Source organism: Streptomyces sp. ISL-66, from assembly GCF_018614135.1.
Classification (GTDB): domain Bacteria; phylum Actinomycetota; class Actinomycetes; order Streptomycetales; family Streptomycetaceae; genus Streptomyces.
Genome location: NZ_JAGGOW010000006.1, coordinates 19,318 through 39,914 on the forward strand (window position 1 = coordinate 19,318; position 20,597 = coordinate 39,914).

27 protein-coding genes are annotated in these 20,597 nt (G+C 70.3%); 2 read left to right on the top strand and 25 right to left on the bottom strand.

The window, feature by feature from the left end; translation table 11 throughout:
* Positions 1 to 10: 10 nt before the first annotated feature.
* From J7E97_RS01440 to J7E97_RS01500, 13 genes are all read right to left on the bottom strand, one after another.
* Positions 11 to 919 (bottom strand): phage tail domain-containing protein, encoded by a 909-nt coding sequence (locus J7E97_RS01440; RefSeq protein WP_215021427.1) that lies wholly within the window; start codon positions 917 to 919, stop codon positions 11 to 13.
* Positions 920 to 922: 3 nt separating this feature from the next.
* On the bottom strand, positions 923 to 3,334 hold the full coding sequence (locus J7E97_RS01445) for a phage tail tape measure protein (protein WP_251053586.1): 2,412 nt from the start codon (positions 3,332 to 3,334) through the stop codon (positions 923 to 925).
* A 231-nt stretch (positions 3,335 to 3,565) separates the two neighbouring features.
* Positions 3,566 to 4,054: a hypothetical protein gene (locus J7E97_RS01450; protein WP_215021429.1), complete on the bottom strand. Its 489-nt coding sequence runs from the start codon at positions 4,052 to 4,054 to the stop codon at positions 3,566 to 3,568.
* Positions 4,054 to 4,578 (bottom strand): phage tail tube protein, encoded by a 525-nt coding sequence (locus J7E97_RS01455; protein WP_215021430.1) that lies wholly within the window; start codon positions 4,576 to 4,578, stop codon positions 4,054 to 4,056. The genes J7E97_RS01450 and J7E97_RS01455 overlap by 1 nt, the downstream gene beginning before the upstream one ends.
* Before the next feature lie 11 nt (positions 4,579 to 4,589).
* The gene (locus J7E97_RS01460) at positions 4,590 to 5,021 is read right to left on the bottom strand and encodes a minor capsid protein (protein WP_215021431.1); all 432 of its coding nucleotides are present in this window, start codon (positions 5,019 to 5,021) and stop codon (positions 4,590 to 4,592) included.
* Entirely contained in the window at positions 5,018 to 5,365 is a 348-nt protein-coding gene (locus J7E97_RS01465; RefSeq protein WP_215021432.1) for a hypothetical protein, read from the bottom strand. The genes J7E97_RS01460 and J7E97_RS01465 overlap by 4 nt, the downstream gene beginning before the upstream one ends.
* Positions 5,362 to 5,682, bottom strand: a complete 321-nt coding sequence (locus J7E97_RS01470) for a hypothetical protein (protein WP_215021433.1) — start codon at positions 5,680 to 5,682, stop codon at positions 5,362 to 5,364. Before J7E97_RS01470 ends, J7E97_RS01465 begins: the two co-directional genes overlap by 4 nt.
* Positions 5,676 to 6,074, bottom strand: a complete 399-nt coding sequence (locus J7E97_RS01475) for a hypothetical protein (protein WP_215021434.1) — start codon at positions 6,072 to 6,074, stop codon at positions 5,676 to 5,678. The genes J7E97_RS01470 and J7E97_RS01475 overlap by 7 nt, the downstream gene beginning before the upstream one ends.
* A gap of 1 nt (position 6,075) precedes the next feature.
* Positions 6,076 to 6,324 carry a hypothetical protein gene (locus J7E97_RS01480; protein ID WP_215021435.1) on the bottom strand — a complete coding sequence of 83 codons (249 nt, stop codon included), beginning with the start codon at positions 6,322 to 6,324 and terminating at the stop codon, positions 6,076 to 6,078.
* Positions 6,324 to 7,328, bottom strand: coding sequence for a major capsid protein (locus J7E97_RS01485; RefSeq protein WP_215021436.1), 1,005 nt, complete (start codon positions 7,326 to 7,328; stop codon positions 6,324 to 6,326). The genes J7E97_RS01480 and J7E97_RS01485 overlap by 1 nt, the downstream gene beginning before the upstream one ends.
* A gap of 18 nt (positions 7,329 to 7,346) precedes the next feature.
* A complete protein-coding gene (locus tag J7E97_RS01490) occupies positions 7,347 to 7,940 on the bottom strand; it encodes a hypothetical protein (protein ID WP_215021437.1) in 594 nt (197 codons plus the stop codon).
* A 79-nt stretch (positions 7,941 to 8,019) separates the two neighbouring features.
* A complete protein-coding gene (locus J7E97_RS01495) occupies positions 8,020 to 8,190 on the bottom strand; it encodes an Rmf/CrpP family protein (RefSeq protein ID WP_215021438.1) in 171 nt (56 codons plus the stop codon).
* A gap of 9 nt (positions 8,191 to 8,199) precedes the next feature.
* Positions 8,200 to 10,455 (bottom strand): phage minor capsid protein, encoded by a 2,256-nt coding sequence (locus J7E97_RS01500; RefSeq protein ID WP_251053583.1) that lies wholly within the window; start codon positions 10,453 to 10,455, stop codon positions 8,200 to 8,202.
* Positions 10,456 to 10,512: 57 nt separating this feature from the next.
* Between J7E97_RS01500 and J7E97_RS01505 the strand changes: the two genes are divergently transcribed.
* Positions 10,513 to 11,529 carry a hypothetical protein gene (locus tag J7E97_RS01505; protein WP_215021439.1) on the top strand — a complete coding sequence of 339 codons (1,017 nt, stop codon included), beginning with the start codon at positions 10,513 to 10,515 and terminating at the stop codon, positions 11,527 to 11,529.
* Here the strand turns inward: J7E97_RS01505 and J7E97_RS01510 are convergent.
* The 12 genes from J7E97_RS01510 to J7E97_RS01565 all read right to left on the bottom strand — a co-directional run bounded on the left by J7E97_RS01510 (position 11,526) and on the right by J7E97_RS01565 (position 19,440).
* A complete protein-coding gene (locus J7E97_RS01510) occupies positions 11,526 to 12,941 on the bottom strand; it encodes a phage portal protein (RefSeq protein WP_215021440.1) in 1,416 nt (471 codons plus the stop codon). The two genes, J7E97_RS01505 and J7E97_RS01510, sit on opposite strands and share 4 nt — an antisense overlap.
* A gap of 49 nt (positions 12,942 to 12,990) precedes the next feature.
* Positions 12,991 to 13,422, bottom strand: a complete 432-nt coding sequence (locus J7E97_RS01515) for an HNH endonuclease signature motif containing protein (protein ID WP_215021441.1) — start codon at positions 13,420 to 13,422, stop codon at positions 12,991 to 12,993.
* 67 nt (positions 13,423 to 13,489) lie between these two features.
* Entirely contained in the window at positions 13,490 to 14,725 is a 1,236-nt protein-coding gene (locus J7E97_RS01520) for a PBSX family phage terminase large subunit (RefSeq protein WP_215021442.1), read from the bottom strand.
* On the bottom strand, positions 14,722 to 15,165 hold the full coding sequence (locus tag J7E97_RS01525; protein WP_215021443.1) for a helix-turn-helix domain-containing protein: 444 nt from the start codon (positions 15,163 to 15,165) through the stop codon (positions 14,722 to 14,724). Before J7E97_RS01525 ends, J7E97_RS01520 begins: the two co-directional genes overlap by 4 nt.
* Positions 15,166 to 15,466: 301 nt before the next feature.
* A complete protein-coding gene (locus tag J7E97_RS01530; RefSeq protein WP_215021444.1) occupies positions 15,467 to 15,616 on the bottom strand; it encodes a hypothetical protein in 150 nt (49 codons plus the stop codon).
* A gap of 213 nt (positions 15,617 to 15,829) precedes the next feature.
* Complete coding sequence (locus J7E97_RS01535) at positions 15,830 to 16,609, bottom strand: hypothetical protein (protein ID WP_215021445.1); 780 nt, start codon at positions 16,607 to 16,609, stop codon at positions 15,830 to 15,832.
* The gene (locus J7E97_RS01540) at positions 16,606 to 16,953 is read right to left on the bottom strand and encodes a hypothetical protein (RefSeq protein WP_215021446.1); all 348 of its coding nucleotides are present in this window, start codon (positions 16,951 to 16,953) and stop codon (positions 16,606 to 16,608) included. Before J7E97_RS01540 ends, J7E97_RS01535 begins: the two co-directional genes overlap by 4 nt.
* Positions 16,950 to 17,141 (bottom strand): hypothetical protein, encoded by a 192-nt coding sequence (locus tag J7E97_RS01545; protein WP_215021447.1) that lies wholly within the window; start codon positions 17,139 to 17,141, stop codon positions 16,950 to 16,952. Before J7E97_RS01545 ends, J7E97_RS01540 begins: the two co-directional genes overlap by 4 nt.
* On the bottom strand, positions 17,138 to 17,383 hold the full coding sequence (locus J7E97_RS01550; protein WP_215021448.1) for a hypothetical protein: 246 nt from the start codon (positions 17,381 to 17,383) through the stop codon (positions 17,138 to 17,140). Before J7E97_RS01550 ends, J7E97_RS01545 begins: the two co-directional genes overlap by 4 nt.
* Positions 17,380 to 18,201 carry a hypothetical protein gene (locus J7E97_RS01555; protein ID WP_215021449.1) on the bottom strand — a complete coding sequence of 274 codons (822 nt, stop codon included), beginning with the start codon at positions 18,199 to 18,201 and terminating at the stop codon, positions 17,380 to 17,382. The genes J7E97_RS01550 and J7E97_RS01555 overlap by 4 nt, the downstream gene beginning before the upstream one ends.
* Positions 18,198 to 18,536 carry a hypothetical protein gene (locus J7E97_RS01560; protein WP_215021450.1) on the bottom strand — a complete coding sequence of 113 codons (339 nt, stop codon included), beginning with the start codon at positions 18,534 to 18,536 and terminating at the stop codon, positions 18,198 to 18,200. The genes J7E97_RS01555 and J7E97_RS01560 overlap by 4 nt, the downstream gene beginning before the upstream one ends.
* Positions 18,537 to 19,077: 541 nt before the next feature.
* The gene (locus J7E97_RS01565) at positions 19,078 to 19,440 is read right to left on the bottom strand and encodes a hypothetical protein (protein WP_215021451.1); all 363 of its coding nucleotides are present in this window, start codon (positions 19,438 to 19,440) and stop codon (positions 19,078 to 19,080) included.
* A gap of 110 nt (positions 19,441 to 19,550) precedes the next feature.
* Here J7E97_RS01565 and J7E97_RS01570 point away from each other — a divergent pair, with 110 nt between their 5' ends.
* Positions 19,551 to 19,997 (top strand): hypothetical protein, encoded by a 447-nt coding sequence (locus J7E97_RS01570; RefSeq protein WP_215021452.1) that lies wholly within the window; start codon positions 19,551 to 19,553, stop codon positions 19,995 to 19,997.
* The last annotated feature ends 600 nt before the right edge of the window (positions 19,998 to 20,597 follow it).

Consider the following 20,597-nt stretch of genomic DNA (forward strand, 5'->3'; position numbering starts at 1 on the left):
GGGGTCCTCCTTACCAGTGGGCAGAGCGCCATCGCAGCGAGCACGAGGCGCGGGGGTCGGTGGCGCCGGGCGCCGCACGGAACAGAAGCGAGGCCGTGCCCGGCGGGAGGGTGAACAGGCTTTCGGGGACGCTGCGCGCGGTCACGGTGTAGAGCCGATCCGCGGATTTGTTCAGCATCACCGTGCCGTCGCGGGTGTCGATCACGAGCTCGTCGTCGAGGGCGAGGTCGATGTCGTACTCGATCGCCGCGCCCGTGGCGACGTTGGTCACGGACGGGAGGGAGACCGGGCCCCGGATCACGACCGTGGGGTGTGCGGGGGCGTCGCCCTCGTTGACGGCGAGCAGCGACCCCATACTGCCCGGGGCGCCGAACGCGATCGGGTAGAGCAGCCGTTCCGGGCCCGGGGTCACCTGCCAGTCGAGGCCAGGCTCGGCCGCCGGCAGACGGGCCTCGACCTGCTGCTCGACGAGGCCATACCGGCGCGGGTCGGTCGCCTCGAATTGGAGCGCCGCCCCCTGCACGATGCCGATCGCGTACCCGCCTACTTGGACGGGGATCGAGCGGCGTATGCAGCGGGCGAACGACAGCAGGGGCGGCTCGTCGTCGAGTTGCACGACGAGCGGCTGCTCGTCGTCGCGGAGCGCGGTCGCCGCACGCAGGGCGCGCACGGCGGCGCCCATCCGGCGTGGCTCGGTACGGATCACCATGTCGTCGAGGGTGATCGTCCGCGGCTGTGCGAGCAGCCGGCCGAGATAGGCGCCGTGCGCGTCCGACCGCGAGACGGTGCCCGAGTCGAGCGGGGGTGAGTCCTCCCAGCCGTCGAGGGTCCGCCACCGGTAGGGGGTGCCGGGGCCGAGCAGCAGCTCGTCGCCGAACTGGACGTGTCCGGGGACGGCGACGCGGTCACCCGCAGCCATCGGTCACCCCCTGCCCTTGGCGTGCCAGGCGAGCGCCGCCGCGGTCTGATCCGCGGTCGCACTGCCTGCGTTCCAGGTCTCGATGTAAACGGCCGGACCACCCCAACCCCCGCCCGCACGCGCACCGTTGGCGGGCTCGCCTGCGGTAGCGAATTGCGGACCGGCGGGTACCGAGACGAGGCTGCGCATAGTGCGGTCGATTGCGGGGGCACCCGCTTTGATGCCCTCGACGATTCCCGCAGGAATAAACTTTCCGATCTTGTCACGCATAAGGCGACTCGGAGAGTGAATTCCGAGCGCCTTTGCAATGGGCCCCGGAATAAGATTCTTGGCCCAAGACATCAGGGTTGATCGCAGCCAACTGCCCATGCCCCGGATGCCGTTCCACAATCCGTAGATCAGATCACGGCCGCTGTCATAAAGCATCGAGCCGAAATTGCCGAAGTATCCGGCGATCATTCCGGGCAGGCCGCGTACCCAGTCGAGCATTTCACCGGCCTTGCGGACGGTGCCCGACTTGATCGAATCCCAGTGCTTGATAATCAGCCCCGGGAGCGTCCAGTTCAGGAAAAAATCGACAATGCGACCCGGGATGCCGCGCACCCATTCAACGGTGGCATTCCACGCGGATACGGTGCCGCTCTTGATGGCATCCCAATGCTTGATGATCAGCCCGACTATCGTCCAATTCAGGAAGAAATCGAGGATCATCTGACCGACCCACTTGAGCTTTCCCCACACCCAATCCCAAGCGGCCGAAGTCGCCGAAACAATGGTGTTCCAGTTGGCGACGACAAGCGCCACGATGCCGACTACAGTGGCGATGATGAGTCCTACCGGGCCCATTGCGATAAGCCAGGCAGCGGCCATGCGGGCGCCTTGAATCAGGCTCTGTGTGCCCATGAGGACCCACGCGCCGACCACGCGCAGCGCGGCAGCAGCCGCACCGGCGCCCTGTGACACCCAACCGGCGAGCATCATCACGTTGAGCGCGACGAATCTAGCTGCCGCGACGGCGCCGGCCGCCGTCTGCGTAGCCCACCCGGTCACAACGGCCGTGGTCGTTGTCCAAGCGGTGACCCCGAGCGCGATAAGCGTCGGGATCATCAGGACCGTGATCACGCCGGCGGCGATCGAGAGCGCCGTCGAGTGCTCGCCGATCCACCCGACGGACGCACGCAGCGCACCGCCGAGCCCACCCTCGCCGATCCAGTCGGCCGCCTTTTCCAGCGCGGGAACGACGTAATTACCGAGGACGGTAACGACCTTGTCAATCGCCGCCCGCTTGAATACCTCGAACTTTGTCGCGGCGTTATTGCGCATTGCGTCGCCCGCCGCGTCCGTCGCGCCCTTGAAATTCCCGAGGGCGGCGACAGCAGTCTTAGGGTCGAGCTTAAAAAGCGCGGATTGCAAATCCTCGGCCTTGGTGCCGAAAAGGGCGACCGCGGTCGCATTCCGCTCGGCAGGGTCCTTGATTGCCTTGATGCGCGTAAGGACTTCCCCAAGGGCTTTCGACGCTTCGGGCCCGCCCTTGGTGAATGTCTTTGACATCTGGTCCGCGTTCAACCCGATGGACTGGAAAGCCTCTACGCTTCCCTTGCTCATGTCCTTCGAGCGGATCGCGAATTCCTTCAAGGCGTCCGCGACCGTATCCGCGTCCCTTGCGCCCCCTTGCAGACCCTGCTGCATGAGGCCCATTGCGGTCTGTGCGTCGAGCCCGAGATCCTTGAACTGAATCGGGTACTCGGCGAACGTGTCGAGCAAATCCTCGGCCGCATTCGTGCCCGACTGGCTGCCCTTTACAAGGACGTCCATCGCCTCTTCGGCGCTCTTTGCGATGCCGGATTTCAGCATCACGCCGACCGCACGGGACACCTTGCCGACGTCCTCGCCCATGACCGAGGCCGTGTCAGAGACGCGGGTCGCCATGGCCTTGATCTGGCCCTGCGTCGCCTCGGGCGGCAACAGGCCCTGCTGCGCGATCCCTTTCAGGATGTCGGCGCCGTCGGCGACCGACTCGACGATCGCGCCCGAGTAGAGGGCGCCGGCGACCTTGCCGTATTCCTTGGCGACGGGGCCCGAGGTGCCGAGCTGTGCTTGCAGCTTGCCGGCGACCTTGCCCCGGTCCATGGCTTCGGCGATGCCGCCCATGAGCGCGGTACCGATCGCTCCGCCAACCGCGGCGGCAGCGAAACCTTTCAGCGCGGCCCCTATGCCGGAGGACGCGCGCTCGCCGCCGTCGGCCGCACCCTCGGCGAGACCGTCGCCGAGGCGGTCGCCCGCTTCCTGCCCTGCCTGATCGGCAGCGGCGGTGATCTGGTCGCCGCCCGCCTGCACAGCCGCGCGGGCGCGCGCCATTCCGGCATCTGCGCCCGAGTCGTCGATCGTGATCGTGGCGGCGAGTTCGCCCACCATGAGGGCCACGGGCTCACCTCCTGGCGGGTGCACCTCCCGTCGGGGAGGCATCAGGCGGAGGGGTGAGCACCCGGGCGAGGCGAGACTCGGCCGAGAGAAGGGCGAGGATGCGCACGCGCAGCCATCGCCAAGAGCGGGCTTGCAGTAGCCCGGGGTCGCCTACGTCGATGCCGTAGACCTCGTGCAGATCAGCCTCGACGAGCGGCCACTCGGCGAGGATCGCCGCCCACGTCAGTGACGCTTGCGGGCCTTCTTGCCCGCGCCGCGGGCGGGCGCCGGGCGGGTACTCGTACCACTCGTAGAGCCCCGAGACGGGGTCGAGCTCGCCGCGCCCGACTGGCTGCGGCGGGCCTCCCGGTTCGGGGCCAGACGAGAAGGGTCGCCGGCCGCGGTCCAGTACCGTTCGGCGGCCGTCTTGTCCTGCGCAATCCACACCATGGCCGTGATCGCGCAGTGCTTGAGCGTCGGCCACTTCACGCCGTCGGCGATCATCTCGTCGTGAGCGGGGCCGAGTACGTCTCGGTAGAGGTCCCGCTCGGCGGCGTCGCCGAGCACCTGCTCGTCGGCGCGTCCGCCGTCCGCGGCGACCGCGGCGGCATGGATGAGTGCCTGTGTCCGCAGGCCGATCTCGGCCGACGGCGCGGGCACGGTGTAGAGGCGGCCAGCGATCGGCAGCTCGATCGACTCGTCGAGCAGTTCGCCGAGTTCCTCGAACGCCACTACGCATCACCCCCGGACTTGACGGCGAAGGTTCCGCCACCGGACACGGGGTTGGTGATCTCGACGAGCGGACCCGATCCGGTCAAGGTGACCTTGATCGTGTCGACCTCGTCGGGACCCCCGCCGTCCGGCTCCCAGGTGACAAGGGCGGAACCTTCCTGCGCGTCCGGGGCGCCGTTGCGGTCGTAGTACCGCACGCGGACGTAGGACTTGGCGCCGAACGAGCGGCTCGCCTTCCGCAGCGCTTCCTGCGCCGCGTTGAAAATGCCGGTTGTCGGGTGGGCGCGGTGAGCGATCGTGGTCTCGATCGACCACGCGAGCATGGTCACGGCCTGCTCGCTCCATCCCTCGGCGTCGTAGGTCGTGACCTCCTGCTGTGTGGGCTCCACCTTGGGCGTGAACTCTGTGACTCCGGGGACGAGCGTCCACACGGGGGTGTTGGGCGTGGTGCCCATGTCCAGCTCAAGGCGGTAGCGGCGCGCGAGGGCGGTTACGGTCTCGGCCGGGGGCGTCGGGGTACTCAAGTGGGCGCCTCCTATTCGAGGTGGGGGTGCGCCCGGTGGGCGCGAACGTGGAAGTTGGCGGAGCGCTCCCAGCGGCCCGAGGCGTCGGTGCCGATAGGGGCGGCCGAGACGCGAAAGACGAGCTGCACGGGGACGGCGCCGAAGCGGTGCGGTCCGCTGCCGTGCAGCACCTCGTGCACCTGGTCGTCGAGGGCGTCGACCTCGCGGGGGTCGGCCCCCGCGCGGGTGCGCGCCTGAATCCCGGTGGTGGTGTCGGTGAGCACGGGGGAGTCGGTGACCGGGTAGGCGGCGAGGCAGATCACGCGGTCGGGGACCGGGGGAAGAGCGGCGATGGTGATCGCGGTCTCGCCCGCGGCGTACACACCGTCGGGGCGATAGATGCCAACGCCGGCGGAGTGCAGCAGGCGGGCGAGACCGTCGAGCAGGTCGACGGTGAAGGTCATCGCAGCGCGCGCCGAACCTGCGCCGCGATCACGGCCTGCACGTCGACGGCGACCTCGGGCAGAACGGCCTCGACGTACTTCGCGGAGCGGCCGGGGGAATGCCGGGCGGTCATGTCCTCGTGCACGCGCACGGCGTACGGGACGTCGTAGGAGACAGCGGCGGTCAGTGTCTGCTCGTCGACGCTGACGGCGCCGGAACGTTCGAGGGTGCCCTCGGCGATCGGCACGCGTTGGCGGGTCGCTTGCAGGGTGAGTTCGCCGGCGAGGCTCAGCCCTCGCAGGAGACCCGAGCGGATCGCTGCGGTGGCGTCGTCGCCGTTCCAGCGCAGGCGGGCGCGGCTCACTCGGTCACCACCTCCGTGGATGTGGGGACCGGTAGGCCGGGCGCGGTGTGGCCGGTGGAGACGAGCGCGGTCGTGATCCGTCCGTCGGGCAGGGTGATCCGCGATCCGGGCGGGCAGTCCAGACCGGGCGCGGCGATGATCTGCGCGGTGCTCGTGACGGCGCGGCCGTCAGCCGCGCGGACCATGCGAACCGTGCTGCTGACGAGTGCGGCGTGCACGACGAGCGGCCCGTATGCCGGGCCGTACGCGCCGTCGCCGAGGTAGGGCTCGACGCTGATCCGGTGGCGGAGCAGGGAGGGAGGGACGCGGGTCACCATGCGGCCACCCGCCCCGGGGTGAGCCCTGCGCGGCGTAGCTCTCGGGCTGCGCGCGGCGCGAGCTCGACGCCACTCGCGCCCGCGGTCGAGGCAGCGCGCCCCGACAGGGACACGGGGCCGATCGAAACCGAGTCCCATCTGCCCTGCGCCCCGGTGCCGTCGTCGCCGGCGGCGACCCAATACTCGACCTGCGCGCAGCTCGCCGCGGCCAGAGCGGCGGCGGTCTTCGCGTCGAGCGGGTCGCCGTCCTCGTCTACGGGGTAGATCGCGGTGAGCAGGGCCGAGTCGATGTCCTCGCCGGCCCGAGCGAGGAGTCGCTCGGCGTCCGCGGGGGCGGCCTGCCCGGTGTAGGTGGCGAGCTGTTCGGGGGTTGCGTAGGGCTGTCGGGCCACGTCACCCCCTCTTGCTGCGGGCAGCAGAACGGCCCGTCGACGTGGTGTCGGCCGGGCCGTCCTGCTCGCTGCTCTGCTCGATGTCCGGCGGATCGTCGCCGAGGGGCTCGACCCTGTAGCCGGCCCCCTGGCAGTAGCCGATCACTGCCGGATCGCTCGTGGTCGCGGTGCCCTCGGTGAAGGTGACGCCGCCGGGTCCTTCCCCGGTGAAGTCGGCGACCGGGGCCGTGATGCGCACGGTCACGGGCATCACGCGCTCTTGATGTTGCGGAATACGGCGGCGGCCTTGGTGGCCTTGAGCACGGGAGCCACGGGCCCCATTTCGACTTCACCGGTCTTGACGGCGCCGGAGCGGTCGAACTCGGGGAGCCACGTCGACACCAGCGGGGCGCCGCCCCCGACCGATGCGCCGTGGAATCCGTCGAGGCCATACCGGACGGCGAAGAGATCGCCGAGGCCGGTCACGTTCCCGCCCCCGCCGTCCGGGTCGCGGGTCACCAGGCCGATCACGTCCACGTTCGCGCCGGCCTTGCTCTTGAGGTCGACGAGCGGGATTCCGTTGTACGCGGTGACCGGGCGGCCGAACGCGTCCGTGCTCTTGTCGAGCTGGTCGGTCCACGCGGCGATGGTCTTGAACAGAGACAGGGTCTTGCGGTTGCCGTAGATGACATCGGGCGCGTCATCCATCGTGGCGAGCCAGTCGTCGACGTGGCGCTGCGCCGCGAGCGCCGAGCCCTTGTCGGTGATCGTGGTCCAGTCGACGAATCCGGCCGTGACGCCGTTGTTCAGCGGCAGGTACTCGGTCGAGCTGCCGGTGAGGATCTTCGACAAGCCATCGAAACCCTTCGCGTCGGTGGCCTTGTCGCCGTTGATCACGGCGTCGGCGAACCGTGCGCGGCTCGCCTTGATGAGCTGCTGCATGTTCAGGGTGACGGCGCCCGAGGCAGCCGGCCCGATACGGGCGATCACCCGGTCGATCTGGAAGCTACCGCCGAGCGGTACGAGATCGACGGTGTAGCGCTGCGTCGCGACCTCGGCAGGCACGTACTCGCTGTTGATCGCGCGGAAGTCGGCCGACCGCTGAGTGATCAGGCGCCGGTATCCGTAGGTGAGGGTGTCGCCGCCGGTCGGCGACACCACGTTGTCGAAGGTGAGGCGGTCGAGGATGTCGGACGACTTGCGGAACTCGTCGATCACCTGCACGTCGATGTCGTCCTGCGCGTTGTTCCGCGCCTCGCTGAGGGAGGTGGGCAAAGGATTCTCCTAGATCGTTCAGCCGCCGAGGCGGGCGGCGACGGCGTCGTGCAGGGATGTGGCGCGGCGCTCGCCGGTCGGGGCGCCGTGGAACTCGGCGCCGCCGCGGGGCGGGCCGGCCGGTGTGGCGCGGTAGACGTCGGGCTCGGCCGTGAGAGCCGCGGTGATCGCGGCGCCGAGCTTGGTTTCGAACGTGACGTCGGCCGGGTCGAGGTTGGCGACCGAGGCAAGGAAGCTGCGGGAGTTGAGCAGGCGGTCGCCGCGGGCCCCCGCATCGGCGGCGGCGCGCGCGACGGCAAGTTCGACGCGGGCGGAACGCAGTTCGGCAGCGTGGTCGGCGAGCAGCCGGTCGCGCTCGGCGACGGCGGCAGCGAGCTTGGTCGGGTCCTGCTCGGCCTCGCCGCCGTTGGGGTTAAGGGCCTTGGTCACGGCATCGAGGGCGGCGCGCAGTTCGTCGCGCTCGGCCGCGGCCTGCTCGGCGCGGGTCGTCGCGTCGGCGAGCTGCTGCTCGGCGGCCGGCGGTGCCGCGGGCGGGCCGTTCGGGGCAGGGTTCGGGTCGCCGGCCGGCGCGGGCGGGGTGACGGCGCCGGTGTCGGGCGTGATCTCGGGCATGGCGGGGTGACCCTCCGGGGCTCGTGCGGGCATGAAAAAGGGCCACCGGATCGGCGGCCCTGAGAGAAGGAGAGAGGGGCTACGGCTCGGGTGGTGCGAGCTGCTGCTCGGCGGCGACGTACCCGCGCACCCATGCGGCGCGCAGCAGCGGCTCGTCGCCGCGGTGCGGGCAGTCCGTTGCCGGCCGTCCGGTCAGAGCGGCGCCCGCGCCTGCCTGCCGGGCGCGCACCGCGGCCTCGCGGAATCCCATCGGCACCCCCTACTGCTTGAGCTGCTGGCCGTGCGCGGACTGCCGGGCAGTCTCGGCGGCGGCGTTCTTGACGCCGGTCACCTGCTCGGTGAACTCGGCGAGAGTGACGCGCGGCGAGGTGTCGGCCCACCACCTGATCAGGTCCTCGCTTGCTCGGGCGTAGGCGACGTGCGCCGGACCGGTGAAGAGCGAGCGCGGGTCGACGTCGGCGGCCTCGGCCGCGCGGCTGAGCATGTGGCCTCGGGTCGCGTCCTCGGCGGCGAGCCATTGCAGGTAAATGTGTTCCTGGTACATCGTGCGTATCTCTTCGCGGCTGTACGCCGAGCGAGCCGCCCGCGCTTCGATCTCCCGCTCGTACGCCCACCGTTCGGCGGCGGACATGTGCTCGGTCCCGTCCGGACCCCTTTCGAGGTCGCGTCCGTAGGCGCCCCACTCGTCGGGGTCCGCCGGCGGCGGGTCGTCGAGGCGTACGGGCTGCATGGCCTCGTCGAGCGCGTTCCGCGCGGCGAGGGTGTCGGCGACCCGTGCGCCCGCGGGGGCGGGCGTCGGCGGGGAGGGGTATCGGCGGTCGATCTCTGCGGCGATCCGGGCGGCGTCCTCGGGTGAGGCGTAGCGCACCCCCCAGACGAGCAGGTCGTCGCCGAGGGCGGAGAGGTCGCCGGCGAGGCGACCGCCGGGGAACAGCTCGGCGACCGCGCGGCGGCGGTGGATCTCGGCGCCGATCGCCGGCCGGTCGTCCTCGACGTTGCGGGCGCGGGCGGCGAGGTCGCGTTCGGACATGCCGACGAGGTCGCGGCGGATGCCGGGCATGGCGGCGTCGATGTCGCGCCGGTCCATCTCGCCCATGATCCGCAGCATGTCGTCGTCGCCGAGGTGGCCGGCGACGGCGGCGAGCTCGTCGTCGCTGAACTCGGCGAGGTTGTCGCCGAGCTTGCCGTTCGGCCGGATGCGGTCGAGCAGCACCTGCTCGTCGCGCCGCTCGGCCTCGCCGCGGATGCGGTCGAGGTCGCGCTGATCGAGTACCCCGGGCCGGATCGCGGCGCCGAGCTGCTCGTCGGTCATCTCCGGCAGGGTGCGCTCGTCGCCGGAGCGGACGCGCGCAGCCTCGAACGCGTCCTGCGGCGGACGCGGCGCAGTGCTCGGCAGGTTGCCGGCCCCGGGCTGCTCGCGCTCGCGGCGGCGGATCAACTCGGGGTGTTCGGCGAGGTGGGCGCGCTGCTTGGCCTGCCACTGCCGCACCTTCGCCTCGGCCGCCCGACGGGCCTCGGGGCTCGTCGCCGCGGCCGAACGGTTCTTGTACTTCCTGATCCCGCGCTCGATCGCGCGCTGCTTCTGTGTGGCCTCGTACCCGTCGGGGTCCTCGGACGCCTCGACCGGCGCCCGGGTCACCCCGGGCAGGTAAGCGGCGACGCTGTGACGACAGTTCGGGTGCTGGAATCCGTGCTGCCGGGCCTCGTCGAGACTGCCGGCGATGTCCACGCGCACGGTGCGCCCGTCCTCGACGGCGTGCTCGACCTCGATCGAGCGGGCGCCGCCCGGTCCGTCGAGCGACAGCACCTTGCCCTCGAACGGGGCGCATAGCGGGCACTCGTGCGGCGCATTGCTGACGATCACAAGATCGAGGCCAGCAGCGCGCAGCTTGTCGCCGTGCGCCTCGACCGCGGCCCTACCGGTCGCCGTCCGTACGGCCATCTCGGCATAGCTCGTCATCTGCCATGCGCGCCCGCCGCGGTCGACGAACGTCCGCAGCCCCCGATCGGCAAAACGGTCCATGGCGGATTGGGTGGCCTGCCTGCGGGTGTCGATGCCGAGCAGGGGAGTTGCCGACACCTCGGCGATCACCTGCCGGTACCCGTCCTCGACGCCGCGGAGAATCCCGCGGTGCGTGGCGGTGACGAGATCGAGCGTCTCGGCGGCGAGGCGGTCGACGGCGCGCGTGTTCGGCGTGGTGTCGGCGATCCGGCGCAGATCGTTGTCGTGCAGAGCGCCGAGTTCGGCGAGGCCGGAGCGGGAGCCGACGTTGTACGCCTCGGCGACGGCGTCGAACACCTCCAACCGTGTGGCCTCGGCGAGAGCGTCGACGACACCCTGCGCACCGCGGCGCAGCGCCTGCACGTCCCGCAGTTTGTTCGTTGCCCACCCCGGGGCCTCGAACCCGTCGGCGAGTTGCCGGGCGACGATGCCGAGCAGCCGCTGCTCGGCGTCCGAGTAGAGGTCTCGGACGCCGGCCGAGAGGTCCTCGACCATTCCGGGGTGGATGGGCATCGGCACCCCCGACCTTCGGCGACATGAATTGTCAGTGGTGGTCGGTACGGTCGACTAATGGACTCTGTGCAGATCACCCCGGGCGCCGTCCGTACGCGCGCGCAGTTGAAGGCCCTCTACGGCGGAGGACCGCAGGGCGGAATCATCCCGTCCACTACGACGCCGAACATCCTCTTGTTCACCGACCACAAGAGCGCCGCGGACTTCGGGTACCAGGACGGTTGGCTTGCCGAAGAAGACGAGTCGGGCCCGATCTTCGAGTACACCGGGCAGGGGACCAAGGGCGACCAGAGCCTGAGCGGAAACAACGGCTCCGTACTGCGCCACGTGGAAGACGGGCGTGTGCTGCGTCTGTTCATCGCAGTCGGGTACGTGGGGGGCGGCACCACGGGGGCGCGGACGCACCGGTACGTCGGCGAGTTCACCCTCGACGAGCACGAGCCCTTCGTGATGCGGCAGGTCCTCGACGAAGAGAAGACGATGCGGTGGGTCTACGTTTTCCGCCTGCGGCCGGCCCCCGGGGTTGAGCAGACCGCCGAGGACTTCGTCCCGACCGCCGACACGACGTTCATTACCAAGGTGCCGGCGACGCCGATCACTGACCCCGCTCTCTTCGCCTACGAGGCCAAGCCGGCTAAGGCCACGTCGAGCCAGAAGACGAAGCCCGAGGCCAACAGCGGGAAGAAGATCACTCGCAAGCCGACCGAAGCGGTCGAGGTCACGCGGCGTGAGGCAGAGCTGAGCGACCGGTTCCTCGCCTTCCTCACCGGGCAGGGCCGCACCGTCGAGCGTCTCAAGATCCGAGTAGAGGGCCTGAACTCCACTTTCTTCACGGACCTGTTCGACGCGACGACGAACGACCTGTACGAGATCAAGAGCAACAACAGCCGCAACTCAATCCGCATGGCCATAGGACAGCTCATCGACTACCGGCGCCACATCACCCCCAAGCCGGCCAACCTGGTTGTGCTGCTGCCCGAAGAACCCGACCACGACCTGTGCGACCTGATCGCGTCGGCCGGCATGACCCTCGTCTACGAGGACGGCGACAAGTTCGTCGGGTGGCCGCTCTAGACGAGCTGTCCGCTCTGCATCGGGTCGGGCACGCTGATGCCCGCCTCGATGCTGATGCGTTCGACCTCGCTGCGCACCGCGTCCTCGTCCCACTCGGGGTGGATCATTCGCACCTTTGTGTCGACGCTGACGGCCTGCGCCTGCTGGTACAGAGACAAGGTTTGCGCGAGGGTGGTCGGGTCCTCGCTTACGGTGCCTCCGAACGCGATCCGGGGACGCTCGGGCACGATGCTGCGGCCGAAGATGATCCGGTCGAGCAGCAGCATGACGTGCAGCATCTCGCCGAGGGGCGGCGACCAGTACCTGATTTTCTTGCCTCTCGTGGTCATGCTCCGTCGCTCTTTGGCCTTGACCTCGGTCGCCGTGATCGCGGCGCCCTGGTCGTCGATGCCGAACGTGCCCGCGGCGTAGCCGGCCGACCGGACGGCTTGCCGGGTTGTGGCCTCGCTCGTCCGCTCGTGCTCCTCGACCCGGATCGAAAACTGCGACAGGGTGATGCCGGCGCCCTGCTCGGTGGGCGGGATATTCAGGAGTTGCCAAATCTCCCTGTCGTCGTCGAACGATGCGCCTTGGCCGGGGCCGTGGTCGCGCAGGTAGGCATCGGGGATGATCAGGCGGGCGCGCGCGAGGCGGATGTCGCGAATCCACGATGTCCATGTCGTATCGAGCGCGTCGAGCAGGTCGTACAGCGGGGCGGCGTAGTCGGACCGGCCGAGGTCTGACCCGCGGTGGCGGCGGTTGGGTCCGATGTTGCGGACGTAGGCGGCGGTCAGACGGTCGATTCCGGTCTCGATCGACTCGCCGTCGGGGCCGAGGGCCTCGGCAAGCGGTGCGACGGCGGGGTGCTCGGTCAGTGGGATACGGCGGCCGAGGTTGTCGGCGGTGCCTTGATAGAGGGCGTGCAGGATGCGACCGCGCTCGTGTCGCTCAAGGTGTCGGAGCACGCTCACGCCGTCCGAGGCGAGCTCGTGCCAGAAGGTCACGGCGCGCAGCAGGCCGAACGAGAACTCGGGCACCGCGCAATCGGCGTGCACGGTGGTGAGCAGCGGCCGGTCGACGAGCGAGCGATCCCACGTGATCCGCAGGTACACGCCCCCAAGGGCGGCGGCGACCTCGGCACCTTCGAGCAGGGTGTTCGCGATGCCGTCGGCGTCGGTCAGCTCGTCGAGTCGATCCTGCGTCGCTCGGTCCGTCACGGTGAAGACAGGCGGCTCGGAGAAAAGAAGATCCGCGCTCGCGGTGGCGATGTCGCCCGCGAGGGGGATGTGCAGACGGGCGTCGCGCTTGCCGGGCTGCGGCGTGCGACGGCGCCCCCACAGGCGCGATGTGCCGTTCTTGCGGGTGGGGTTGCTTGCGTAGACGGCGGTCAGCTTTGCGGCGTCGCCGGAGTACCAAGCGTCGTCGATGCGCATCTCGCCGAGGGTCCGGGCGAGGTGCGGCGGGGGCCACGGAGCGTGGTTGTCAGGCAGGGGCACCGGGCACCCCCTGTCGGCGTCGGTGGCGGGCGCGTGCTGCCGAGCAGGCTCGGCAGTGTCGGGTGCCGTTCGGCGCGATGTACGTGTTCGCCACGTCGAAGGGGTGCCCGTTGACGCAATGCGTCTGATGGGCGCGGCGGGCCGCGGGGCTGACGCCGCGCAGGATGTTGGTCCGGGTATCGGTGACGTCGAGGTGGTCGGGGTTCACACAGTGCCGTCGTCGGCATAGGTGGTCGATTACGAGTCCTGCGGGGATCGGACCGCGGGCGAGCTCGTAGGCGACCCGGTGCGCATACTGCGGCCGGCCGTTCACCTTGATCTGCGCGTATCCGTTGGGCTTGATGTGGGCGGTCCAGTCCCAGCAGCCGCGCGGGCCGGGGGCGACCTTGTCGAGGAACCGGTCGGTCAGTGAAGGCACTCGATCACCCCCTCGGCCGGCTCGGGCCCATGGCGCAGTGCAGCGGCACGGGGCGGGGCGGGGGCGTTCAGGCGGGGGCGGTCAGCAGGCCGCGCCACTCGTGTGCGGTGCTGTGCACGGCGTAGCGCAGGGCGTCGAGGCTGTGGTCGCCCTGCTTGATGGGCTTGTCTTCACCGCGGGCTGCTGCGGCGTCGTCCCACACGTACGAGGGGAGCTCGTCGAGCAGCCCCTCGCACGACCGGTGGATGAGCAGGACGCCGGCGGCGAGAGCGTTCGATACGCTGCGGATGCCGTCGAGCACAGCGTTATTGGCTCGGGCCACGCCCGGATATCCGTCGGCCCACAGCTGCGCGGAGTAGCTCGCGGCCGAGGGGTCGATGAACGTCCACTCGGGTTGGACGTCGGCCGCGGTGATCCAGTCGCGGACTGCGCGGCTGTACTGGGCGTCGGTCATCTGGCGGTGGGTGGCTCGGGCGTCGTGTCTCCACTCGCTCACTGCGTACAGGCGGTCGTCGACGCCGAGGCCGAGCAGGATCGCCGAGAAAGGGTTGCTCGTGCCGTAGTCGATGCCGACCCAGTAGCGGCGCATCTCGGGCAGCTCGTCGACGACGTGGGCCTGCTCGTCGTAGCAGTCGTAGATCGCGCCCTCGGCGACGACCCACTCGCCGAGGATCATCCGGCGCCGCCACAGTCCGACGAACTCGGCGGACAGGGCCTTGACATAGGCAGGTGAGAGGGCCGGATTGTCGGCGAGCTTGAAGTGCCAGGACGCGAGGTCGAGTTCGTGCTGCCGGTCGAGGTACTTCGCTTTGAGCCAGTGCCGCGGCCCGTCGGGGTTCGTGGTGCCGATCAGAATCGCACCCGCTACGGAGAGGCGGGCGAGGAGCTGCGTAAAGAAGGCTTCGGGGAGCAGCGTCACCTCGTCGGCGTAGGCGACGGACGCGGTCAGACCTCGCAGCCTGCCCTCGGACCGGGAATCGCTCGCGCCGATCAGGTGCACGACCCTGCCGAGGATCACGGCGGTGGTGGCGCCGCGGGTGTGGTGGACCTCGGCCGCGGTGTCCGTGAACAAGCTCGGGTCTTGCAGGGGCTCGATCACGTTCCGCTCGATGGTGGCCAGGGAGCGGCCCACGATCAAGATCAGGCCCGAGGCGGGCGCCCGCCGCACGGCGAGCAGGAAGCGCAGCAGCGACGAGATCGTCTTTCCGCTGCGCACGCTGCCGTGCCACAGGTTGATACGGGCGGTCGCCTCGACGACCGAGCGCAGTTGCTTGTCGGAGAGGTGATCAGGCGAGGGGATCACCCCCTGTCCGGTGCGCCGTCCTGCGGGCCGAGCAGTGCGTCGGCGAGGCGGTCGAGCATCCCGCCGGCGCTGCTGGTCTTCGTGTGGCGGGCGAGCTCGGCGACCTTGGCGTGTACCTCGGTAAGCGCCCGCGCGGCGGTGGCGTAGTCGCGTGCGTCCCGGGCGGACTCGGCCTCGACGACCCGCTCAACCTGAGCGAGGGCACCGTCGAGGGCGTCATCGGCGAGACGCTCGCGCCGAGCGGTAGCGTCGGCCGTACGGGCTTGAGTGGCGGCAGCTACCCGGGCGCCGCCCGAGAAGGCGAGGCCGAGCTCGGCGGCGATCTTCGAGACCGTGGCCGCGCTGCGCCCGGTGGTGCGGGCGATGGCGTTGCGGGACTGTCCCTCGGCGTGCAGGCGGCGGACCGCCTCGCGGTCGGCGTCCGTGATCGGGTCGGCCACGGGATCACCTCCCGAGGCGGACATTCGAACGCCCCGCCACCGGAGGGGGGATGGTGGCGGGACGAAAGAGCAGGGGAAGTTTCCGGGCACGCCGGAGGCGCTCCCGACTCTAGGTTACGAACAGATAACGGTGCAAGCCCCTTGTTGGCCCTGGCGACCTGCGAGCGGCCTCGCGCAGCGCGAAGACCCGCTTGCTGCGCCATGGCTAGCCGGCCGGGCGGATGACCCTCGTACCCCCGGGCCGCGCGGGGGCAATGTTGTTACCACCTCAGCGGCTGATGCATCATTCCGCGCGGCCCGACTAGAGCAGGCCCCCGGCCCTTGCGGCGATGAGCAGGGCGACGCACGCCGCTGCGGTGACGACGCCGGCGCCCATCAGGAAGACGAGTCGCAGAGTCCCATCGCCACTTTGCAGGGCCTCGCGGATAAGCCGCACCCAGGAATTCCTCATTGGTAATTCGTCCTTTGCTTCTGAAAGTTTCCCACAAGAGTGAAGACCTAAAGAATTAGTTAGCTAAACTAAATAGTTTTAGGTCGAGAAGGGCCATAAGGTCCTGCTCTGTGGTGAACTGTCGCAGCAACTGGGCTTCGGTGTGCGGCGGTTGGGCGTGACGTTATGGAACCGTGATGAGGGGGCTCGGGTGGCCCGAGCCCCCTCGCGTTCCTACGCCGCGGTGGCGATGTCCACCCCGAGCGCGGCGATCAGTTCGGGGAGGTCGTCCCACTCCCACACCCGCGCCTGCTCCGTGCGGTCGAGGGGGACGGGGGCCGAGCAGGCGCGCCCACCAGAGCAGGTCACGGCCGGCGGCCCGTCGGGGGCGCTGTGCAGGGTGAGCTCGCCCTCGCACCACGGGCACGGCTCGGGCAGCAGGGTCTCGCGCTGGTCGAGGCCGAGGGCGCGCAACACACGGGCCTCGGCGATCCGCGCGGTACGCCTCGCTTCATGCAGCAGGTGCAGCGGCAGCACCTCGAACGGCGGGGCGCTCACCGTGCCGTCGAGCTCGCGCTCGGGCTCGGTGTCCTCATCCCGCACACGCCCCTCGACCCACACGCTCGCCCAATGCAGCCCGTGCGCCCGCGATCCGGCCGCGCGCCGACTGTCGGGTGCGGCCGGGTCCGGGCACCGCCATGCGCGGGGGTCGCCCTGCTCGGTGCGCTGTACGGCGGCGGCGAGGGTGTCGGCGAGGTCAAACACGAGCCGCTCGACCGCGAGGGCGGTGTCGAGCGCGCCGAGGTTGAGCGGGGCGGGGTGCTCGCGCAGTACGAGCGGCGCCCGGTCCTCGACGAGCGGCTCGTCGTCGCCCTCGCGCATGGTGTGTGCGAGCCGCCGCGGTGGCCAGTGATCGGCCGGCGGTTCCTCGATGGCGAGCAGCAGGTCGGCCCACCGGCCGCGGATCGTCCGCAGAGCGCGCGAGGTTTCTTGCACAGCCTGTGCGTAACTCATGCGCCCACCCCCGCGGCGCCGGTGCGCAGGGCCTCAGCCTCGGCGGCGTACTGGTCGCGCTCGGCCTCGGCCTCGACGATGGCCTGCTCGGCGGCGGCGACGCGGTGTGTCAGTCGCAGCGCCGCGGCCTGCTGTCCCGCGGCAGAGCGCCGGAAGGCGTCGCCGTCGGCGACCTCGACCTCGACGAGCTGCCGCAGCTTCACCGTGTCCTCGGGGCCGAGCACCCCTCGGTCGGCGCGGGCGAGCAGGACTCGGATCGCTGCGCGCCGCTCGTCGCGGACTGCTGCGCGGACGTCGGTCCGGCCGCGCCGAGACCGGGTGCGGGTACGGGTGATCTGGTTCATGGTGTGGTCTCTCCGTTCTCGGCTCGGCGCGGCGTCGTCGAGCAGGTGGTGCAGGTGGTCAGGCAGGGGCCGCGGCCGAGGCGGCGCAGCTCGCGGTCGAGGCGGCCCTCGGCTCGGACCGCGTACGCGAGGGCGGCGCCGAGGGCGAGCGCGAGCGTCACGGCGAGGGCGAGCAGAGCGGCGCTCATGGGGTTGTTCCTCCGTCCGGTCGGGCACGGCGCAGCAGTCGATCGAGGGCGCGCCGAGCGCCGCGGGTTTCCCGCGCGCGAGGCGCGACCGGTCGCGCGGGGGGCTCGTCGTTGATGTGCCATCCGTCGATGGCGAGACGGTCGGCAAGGGCGGCGACGACGGCGGTCGCGCGGTGCGGGTGCACGTCGAGCTCGTCGGTCAGGTGGGCGGCGATCACGGCGCGCGCGGCGGCGGGAATCATCGGGCCTCGCCCCCGCCGCTGGTGTGCCGAACTCGGCTCTCCCGTCGCGGTGCGGGCGGTTGGCACATGATCCGGGCGAGGCGCACCTGCTCGTCGTCGGCCTGCTCGCCGTTGCTGAGGTGAGCGAGCAGCGCCTCGACGCGGGACGGGTGCACACCAGTGAGCGGACGCCGGCCCTTCCCGCGGTTGCGGAAGCTGCTCCGACACTGCTCGTCGACTGCGGCGAGGCAGTACGGGCACCGGACGCCGAGCGGGTCGGGCAGACCCTCGGCGACGAGCTGCTCGCGGTGCGCACGGGCCGGCCGGAACTGCCGCAGCTCGGCGGCGACGTGCGTGGGCATGTATCGGCGCGGGCCGGCGCCGACTCCCGACATGAGCGCGGCGAGACGTTTCTGCCCTGCCGCGTTGACCTCGGCCCGGTACTGCGCGGGCGCAGCGTGCCCCCGGGCGACCGAGGCACGGGTGCCGAGCAGTTCCTCGCGCCACGCCTCGGGGTCGTCCGGATCGGCGACCGGCACGGGGTCGGTGTGCCGGGCCATGACCTCGGCCCGGTGCGGCCCCCATGCGGCGAGCAGATCGTGCGGCTCGATCGGCCGGTACTGCGAGCTCTTGTTCCCGCCCTGCTGCTCGTAGTAGCGGCGGGCGGCGCGGGCGGCGTCCCATCCCGTGGCGGGCATGGTCGCGGGCACATCCGCGACGGCGGCGGTCCACTCCGAGATGGTGCGGGCGGACTGCTGCGGGTCGGCGAGGGCACGGCGCACACGGCTGTCGAGGGTTCCGGCGAAAGCGAGCAGAGCGGCGATCTGTTCGGGTGTCATGTGCGGCTCTCCTTTTGGGCGAGCAGGGCGAGGCCAGCGGCCAGGTTGTCGGCGTAGCTCGCGGTCGAGGCGGGCGCCCGAGGCGGCGCGCTCGGCGCCGGCCGGTCGAGGTCGCTCCAGACCTTGAGCCAGTAGCGGGCACTCTTCGGTGCCTCGCCCGGATTGGTGCGGCGGGCGGCGAGGTCGACCAGGGCCTCGACGCCGTGCGCCTGTACGAGCCGGTAGACGTCGCGCTGCTCGCCGAGACCGAGCGACCACCGGACGGTGATCGAGGCAGCGACGAGAGCGGCGTCGAGCGGACGTAGTTCGGGAATCAGAGCTGCCGCGGTGTTCATCGCGCGCTGCTGCTGCTGTTCTTTGTCTTGTAGATAGCTTCTTTTGTTCTGGGGGCCGCTCACCGGCCCCCCGGGGGCCGATGTCCGGCCCTCCCCCGGACCGGTGGTCGGCCCCCCTCGAACCGAGCAGGGGGAGCCGGTAGACGGTTTCACCACCAGGGCCGAGCCGACCCTCGACGAGGGCGAGCTCGCCCGAGACGATCAGGGCGTCGACGGCGTCGCGGACGGTGGATCGGGCGGCGCGGGTGCGGCGGATGAGCGAGGCGGTACCGGCGTAGGCGACGCCGTCGGCGTCGGCCCGGTCAGCGATTGCGAGCAGGACCAGACGAGCGGCGCCTCGGCTCTTGGACTGGGACCACGCCCAATCCGTCGCGGCGAGGCTCAACGGTTCGTCTCCTTACGGGGATCGGCGAGCCCGGAGGTTCGGGCCGGCCGGCGAGTGCGGCGGGAGTGTGGGCGGGGCACCGGTTGCCGACGATGTAGCGGCGGGCGCCGACCGCTCGGCAGTAGGAGCGGTGAACGCCGTCCCAGAAATCGCAGCTCAAGCCACGGACTCGGCGCCGACGTAGCGGGCATAGACCCGGTGCTCGACCCGACCCTGCTCGACGACAGACCGGGCAACCGCCTCGAACGCGCCCTCGGGGTAAGCGGCCAGTCGGCCGCTGCGGATGGCCTGCGCGGCCGAAGACGCCCGAGTGATCGAGGCGAGCCGCTGCACGACCGCCCACTCGCCCGGACGGTCGGCGAGCTCCATTGCGATCAACGCATGCTTGGTGTTCCGGCTGCGCGGCGGCGGCCCGGTGAAGACAACAGACACAAGATCCCCCATGTGTTCTCGGACAGGAACAGCAGCGAGCGCAAGCCGCCCGGTACAGACTGTTTGTCTGTTGCTGTTCTCGAACAAGAACAACGGTAGTCATGGCCGAATCGGCACGTCAACGCAGTTCTCGGGTGTGCATTTCGGGGTAGTGGCTGGTTAGATAAGATCGTTCGCGTTCTGCGACAAGAACGGAGATGAGAAACCCCGTGTCCCCCATAGGTGGCGAGAGCTCGACGCCCTTCACCGACATGGTTCGCGAGGTGCTCGCCGTCCCCGGCGCGACCCTGCGAAGCGTGGCCGAACGGGCGGTCGACCCCGAGACGGGCAAGAAGCTCCAGTGGACGACCCTCGCGAAAATCAAGAACGGCGAGAGCTACCGGCACGACAAGTGGATCGTCGGCGCCGTCGCGGCTGCGACCGGTCTCGATCCCGTCGAGGTGCGGAAAGCTGCGGCGGCCGAGTGGGTCGGTTTGACGGCCGGCGACATCCTCGGCGTGTCAACGCCGAAGGTTTCCATCGTCGTTGCCTACCAGCCAGGAACACGGCCGGAGGATCTTCCGTTGGTTAAGGAGGCGCTCAAGAATCTTGATCTTGAAGATGCAACGATCACGGTCGTAGATGAGCGTCACGCAGGGTCCTAGTCGCGTGACCTGCGGCGATATGGGCGCTAATGTGGAGCGGGCCTTGCCTCGGGCATATGTTCGAGCGGGGCACTCGGCCATGCCACGAGGGGGGCATCTTGTACCGCGTCCGCCGTACCCGACTCGACGACAAAGCACCCGCAGTAGGTCGCGCCACCGCTGGTAAGCGCGACATCCTGCTCGACGACAGACACATCACGGACACCGGGGCCATAGCCCTTGAGGCCGTCCTGAACGCCCTGCCCCCCACGGGCGGCCAGGAGCGAGCCTCGAAGTGTCCCCAGCGGCCCGACGCGAGCGGGGCGGCGCAGGACTGAGGAAGTGGTGAGGGGCCGCACGGCGCAAGCCGTGCGGCCCCTCTGGTGTGTCCGGTGCCGATGGCCTCACATCGGCTTCACCGCGCAACCCCTCCCAATCCTTCGGGCGCCGGGCAAAGGGGCTGATGGAGGGGCTCGCCGTGTGGCCATCGTGAGGCCGAACGGCTCTGGAGTAGTCGGTACCGGCTGACACTCGAACATGCAGTGACCCGCTCTGACCTGCATGTTCTGTCACTCGCCGGTACCGACTGGCACCCCCCATCACAAAGGATCTTGAGCTCGT

Bases quoted from the DNA above. Each gene is read 5' to 3' on its own strand.
- J7E97_RS01460 (WP_215021431.1), bottom strand. From the start codon at position 5,021: ATGACCTTCACCGTCGACCTGCTCGACGGTCTCGCCCGCCTGCTGCAC.
- J7E97_RS01540 (WP_215021446.1), bottom strand. From the start codon at position 16,953: ATGAACCAGATCACCCGTACCCGCACCCGGTCTCGGCGCGGCCGGACC.
- J7E97_RS01490 (WP_215021437.1), bottom strand. From the start codon at position 7,940: ATGCCCGAGATCACGCCCGACACCGGCGCCGTCACCCCGCCCGCGCCG.
- J7E97_RS01480 (WP_215021435.1), bottom strand. From the start codon at position 6,324: ATGCCCGTGACCGTGCGCATCACGGCCCCGGTCGCCGACTTCACCGGG.
- J7E97_RS01550 (WP_215021448.1), bottom strand. From the start codon at position 17,383: ATGATTCCCGCCGCCGCGCGCGCCGTGATCGCCGCCCACCTGACCGAC.
- J7E97_RS01535 (WP_215021445.1), bottom strand. From the start codon at position 16,609: ATGAGTTACGCACAGGCTGTGCAAGAAACCTCGCGCGCTCTGCGGACG.
- J7E97_RS01510 (WP_215021440.1), bottom strand. From the start codon at position 12,941: ATGCGCATCGACGACGCTTGGTACTCCGGCGACGCCGCAAAGCTGACC.
- J7E97_RS01545 (WP_215021447.1), bottom strand. From the start codon at position 17,141: ATGAGCGCCGCTCTGCTCGCCCTCGCCGTGACGCTCGCGCTCGCCCTC.
- J7E97_RS01440 (WP_215021427.1), bottom strand. From the start codon at position 919: ATGGCTGCGGGTGACCGCGTCGCCGTCCCCGGACACGTCCAGTTCGGC.
- J7E97_RS01495 (WP_215021438.1), bottom strand. From the start codon at position 8,190: ATGGGATTCCGCGAGGCCGCGGTGCGCGCCCGGCAGGCAGGCGCGGGC.
- J7E97_RS01570 (WP_215021452.1), top strand. From the start codon at position 19,551: ATGAGAAACCCCGTGTCCCCCATAGGTGGCGAGAGCTCGACGCCCTTC.
- J7E97_RS01505 (WP_215021439.1), top strand. From the start codon at position 10,513: ATGGACTCTGTGCAGATCACCCCGGGCGCCGTCCGTACGCGCGCGCAG.
- J7E97_RS01470 (WP_215021433.1), bottom strand. From the start codon at position 5,682: ATGGTGACCCGCGTCCCTCCCTCCCTGCTCCGCCACCGGATCAGCGTC.
- J7E97_RS01555 (WP_215021449.1), bottom strand. From the start codon at position 18,201: ATGACACCCGAACAGATCGCCGCTCTGCTCGCTTTCGCCGGAACCCTC.
- J7E97_RS01530 (WP_215021444.1), bottom strand. From the start codon at position 15,616: ATGAGGAATTCCTGGGTGCGGCTTATCCGCGAGGCCCTGCAAAGTGGC.
- J7E97_RS01560 (WP_215021450.1), bottom strand. From the start codon at position 18,536: ATGAACACCGCGGCAGCTCTGATTCCCGAACTACGTCCGCTCGACGCC.
- J7E97_RS01500 (WP_251053583.1), bottom strand. From the start codon at position 10,455: ATGCCCATCCACCCCGGAATGGTCGAGGACCTCTCGGCCGGCGTCCGA.
- J7E97_RS01445 (WP_251053586.1), bottom strand. From the start codon at position 3,334: ATGGTGGGCGAACTCGCCGCCACGATCACGATCGACGACTCGGGCGCA.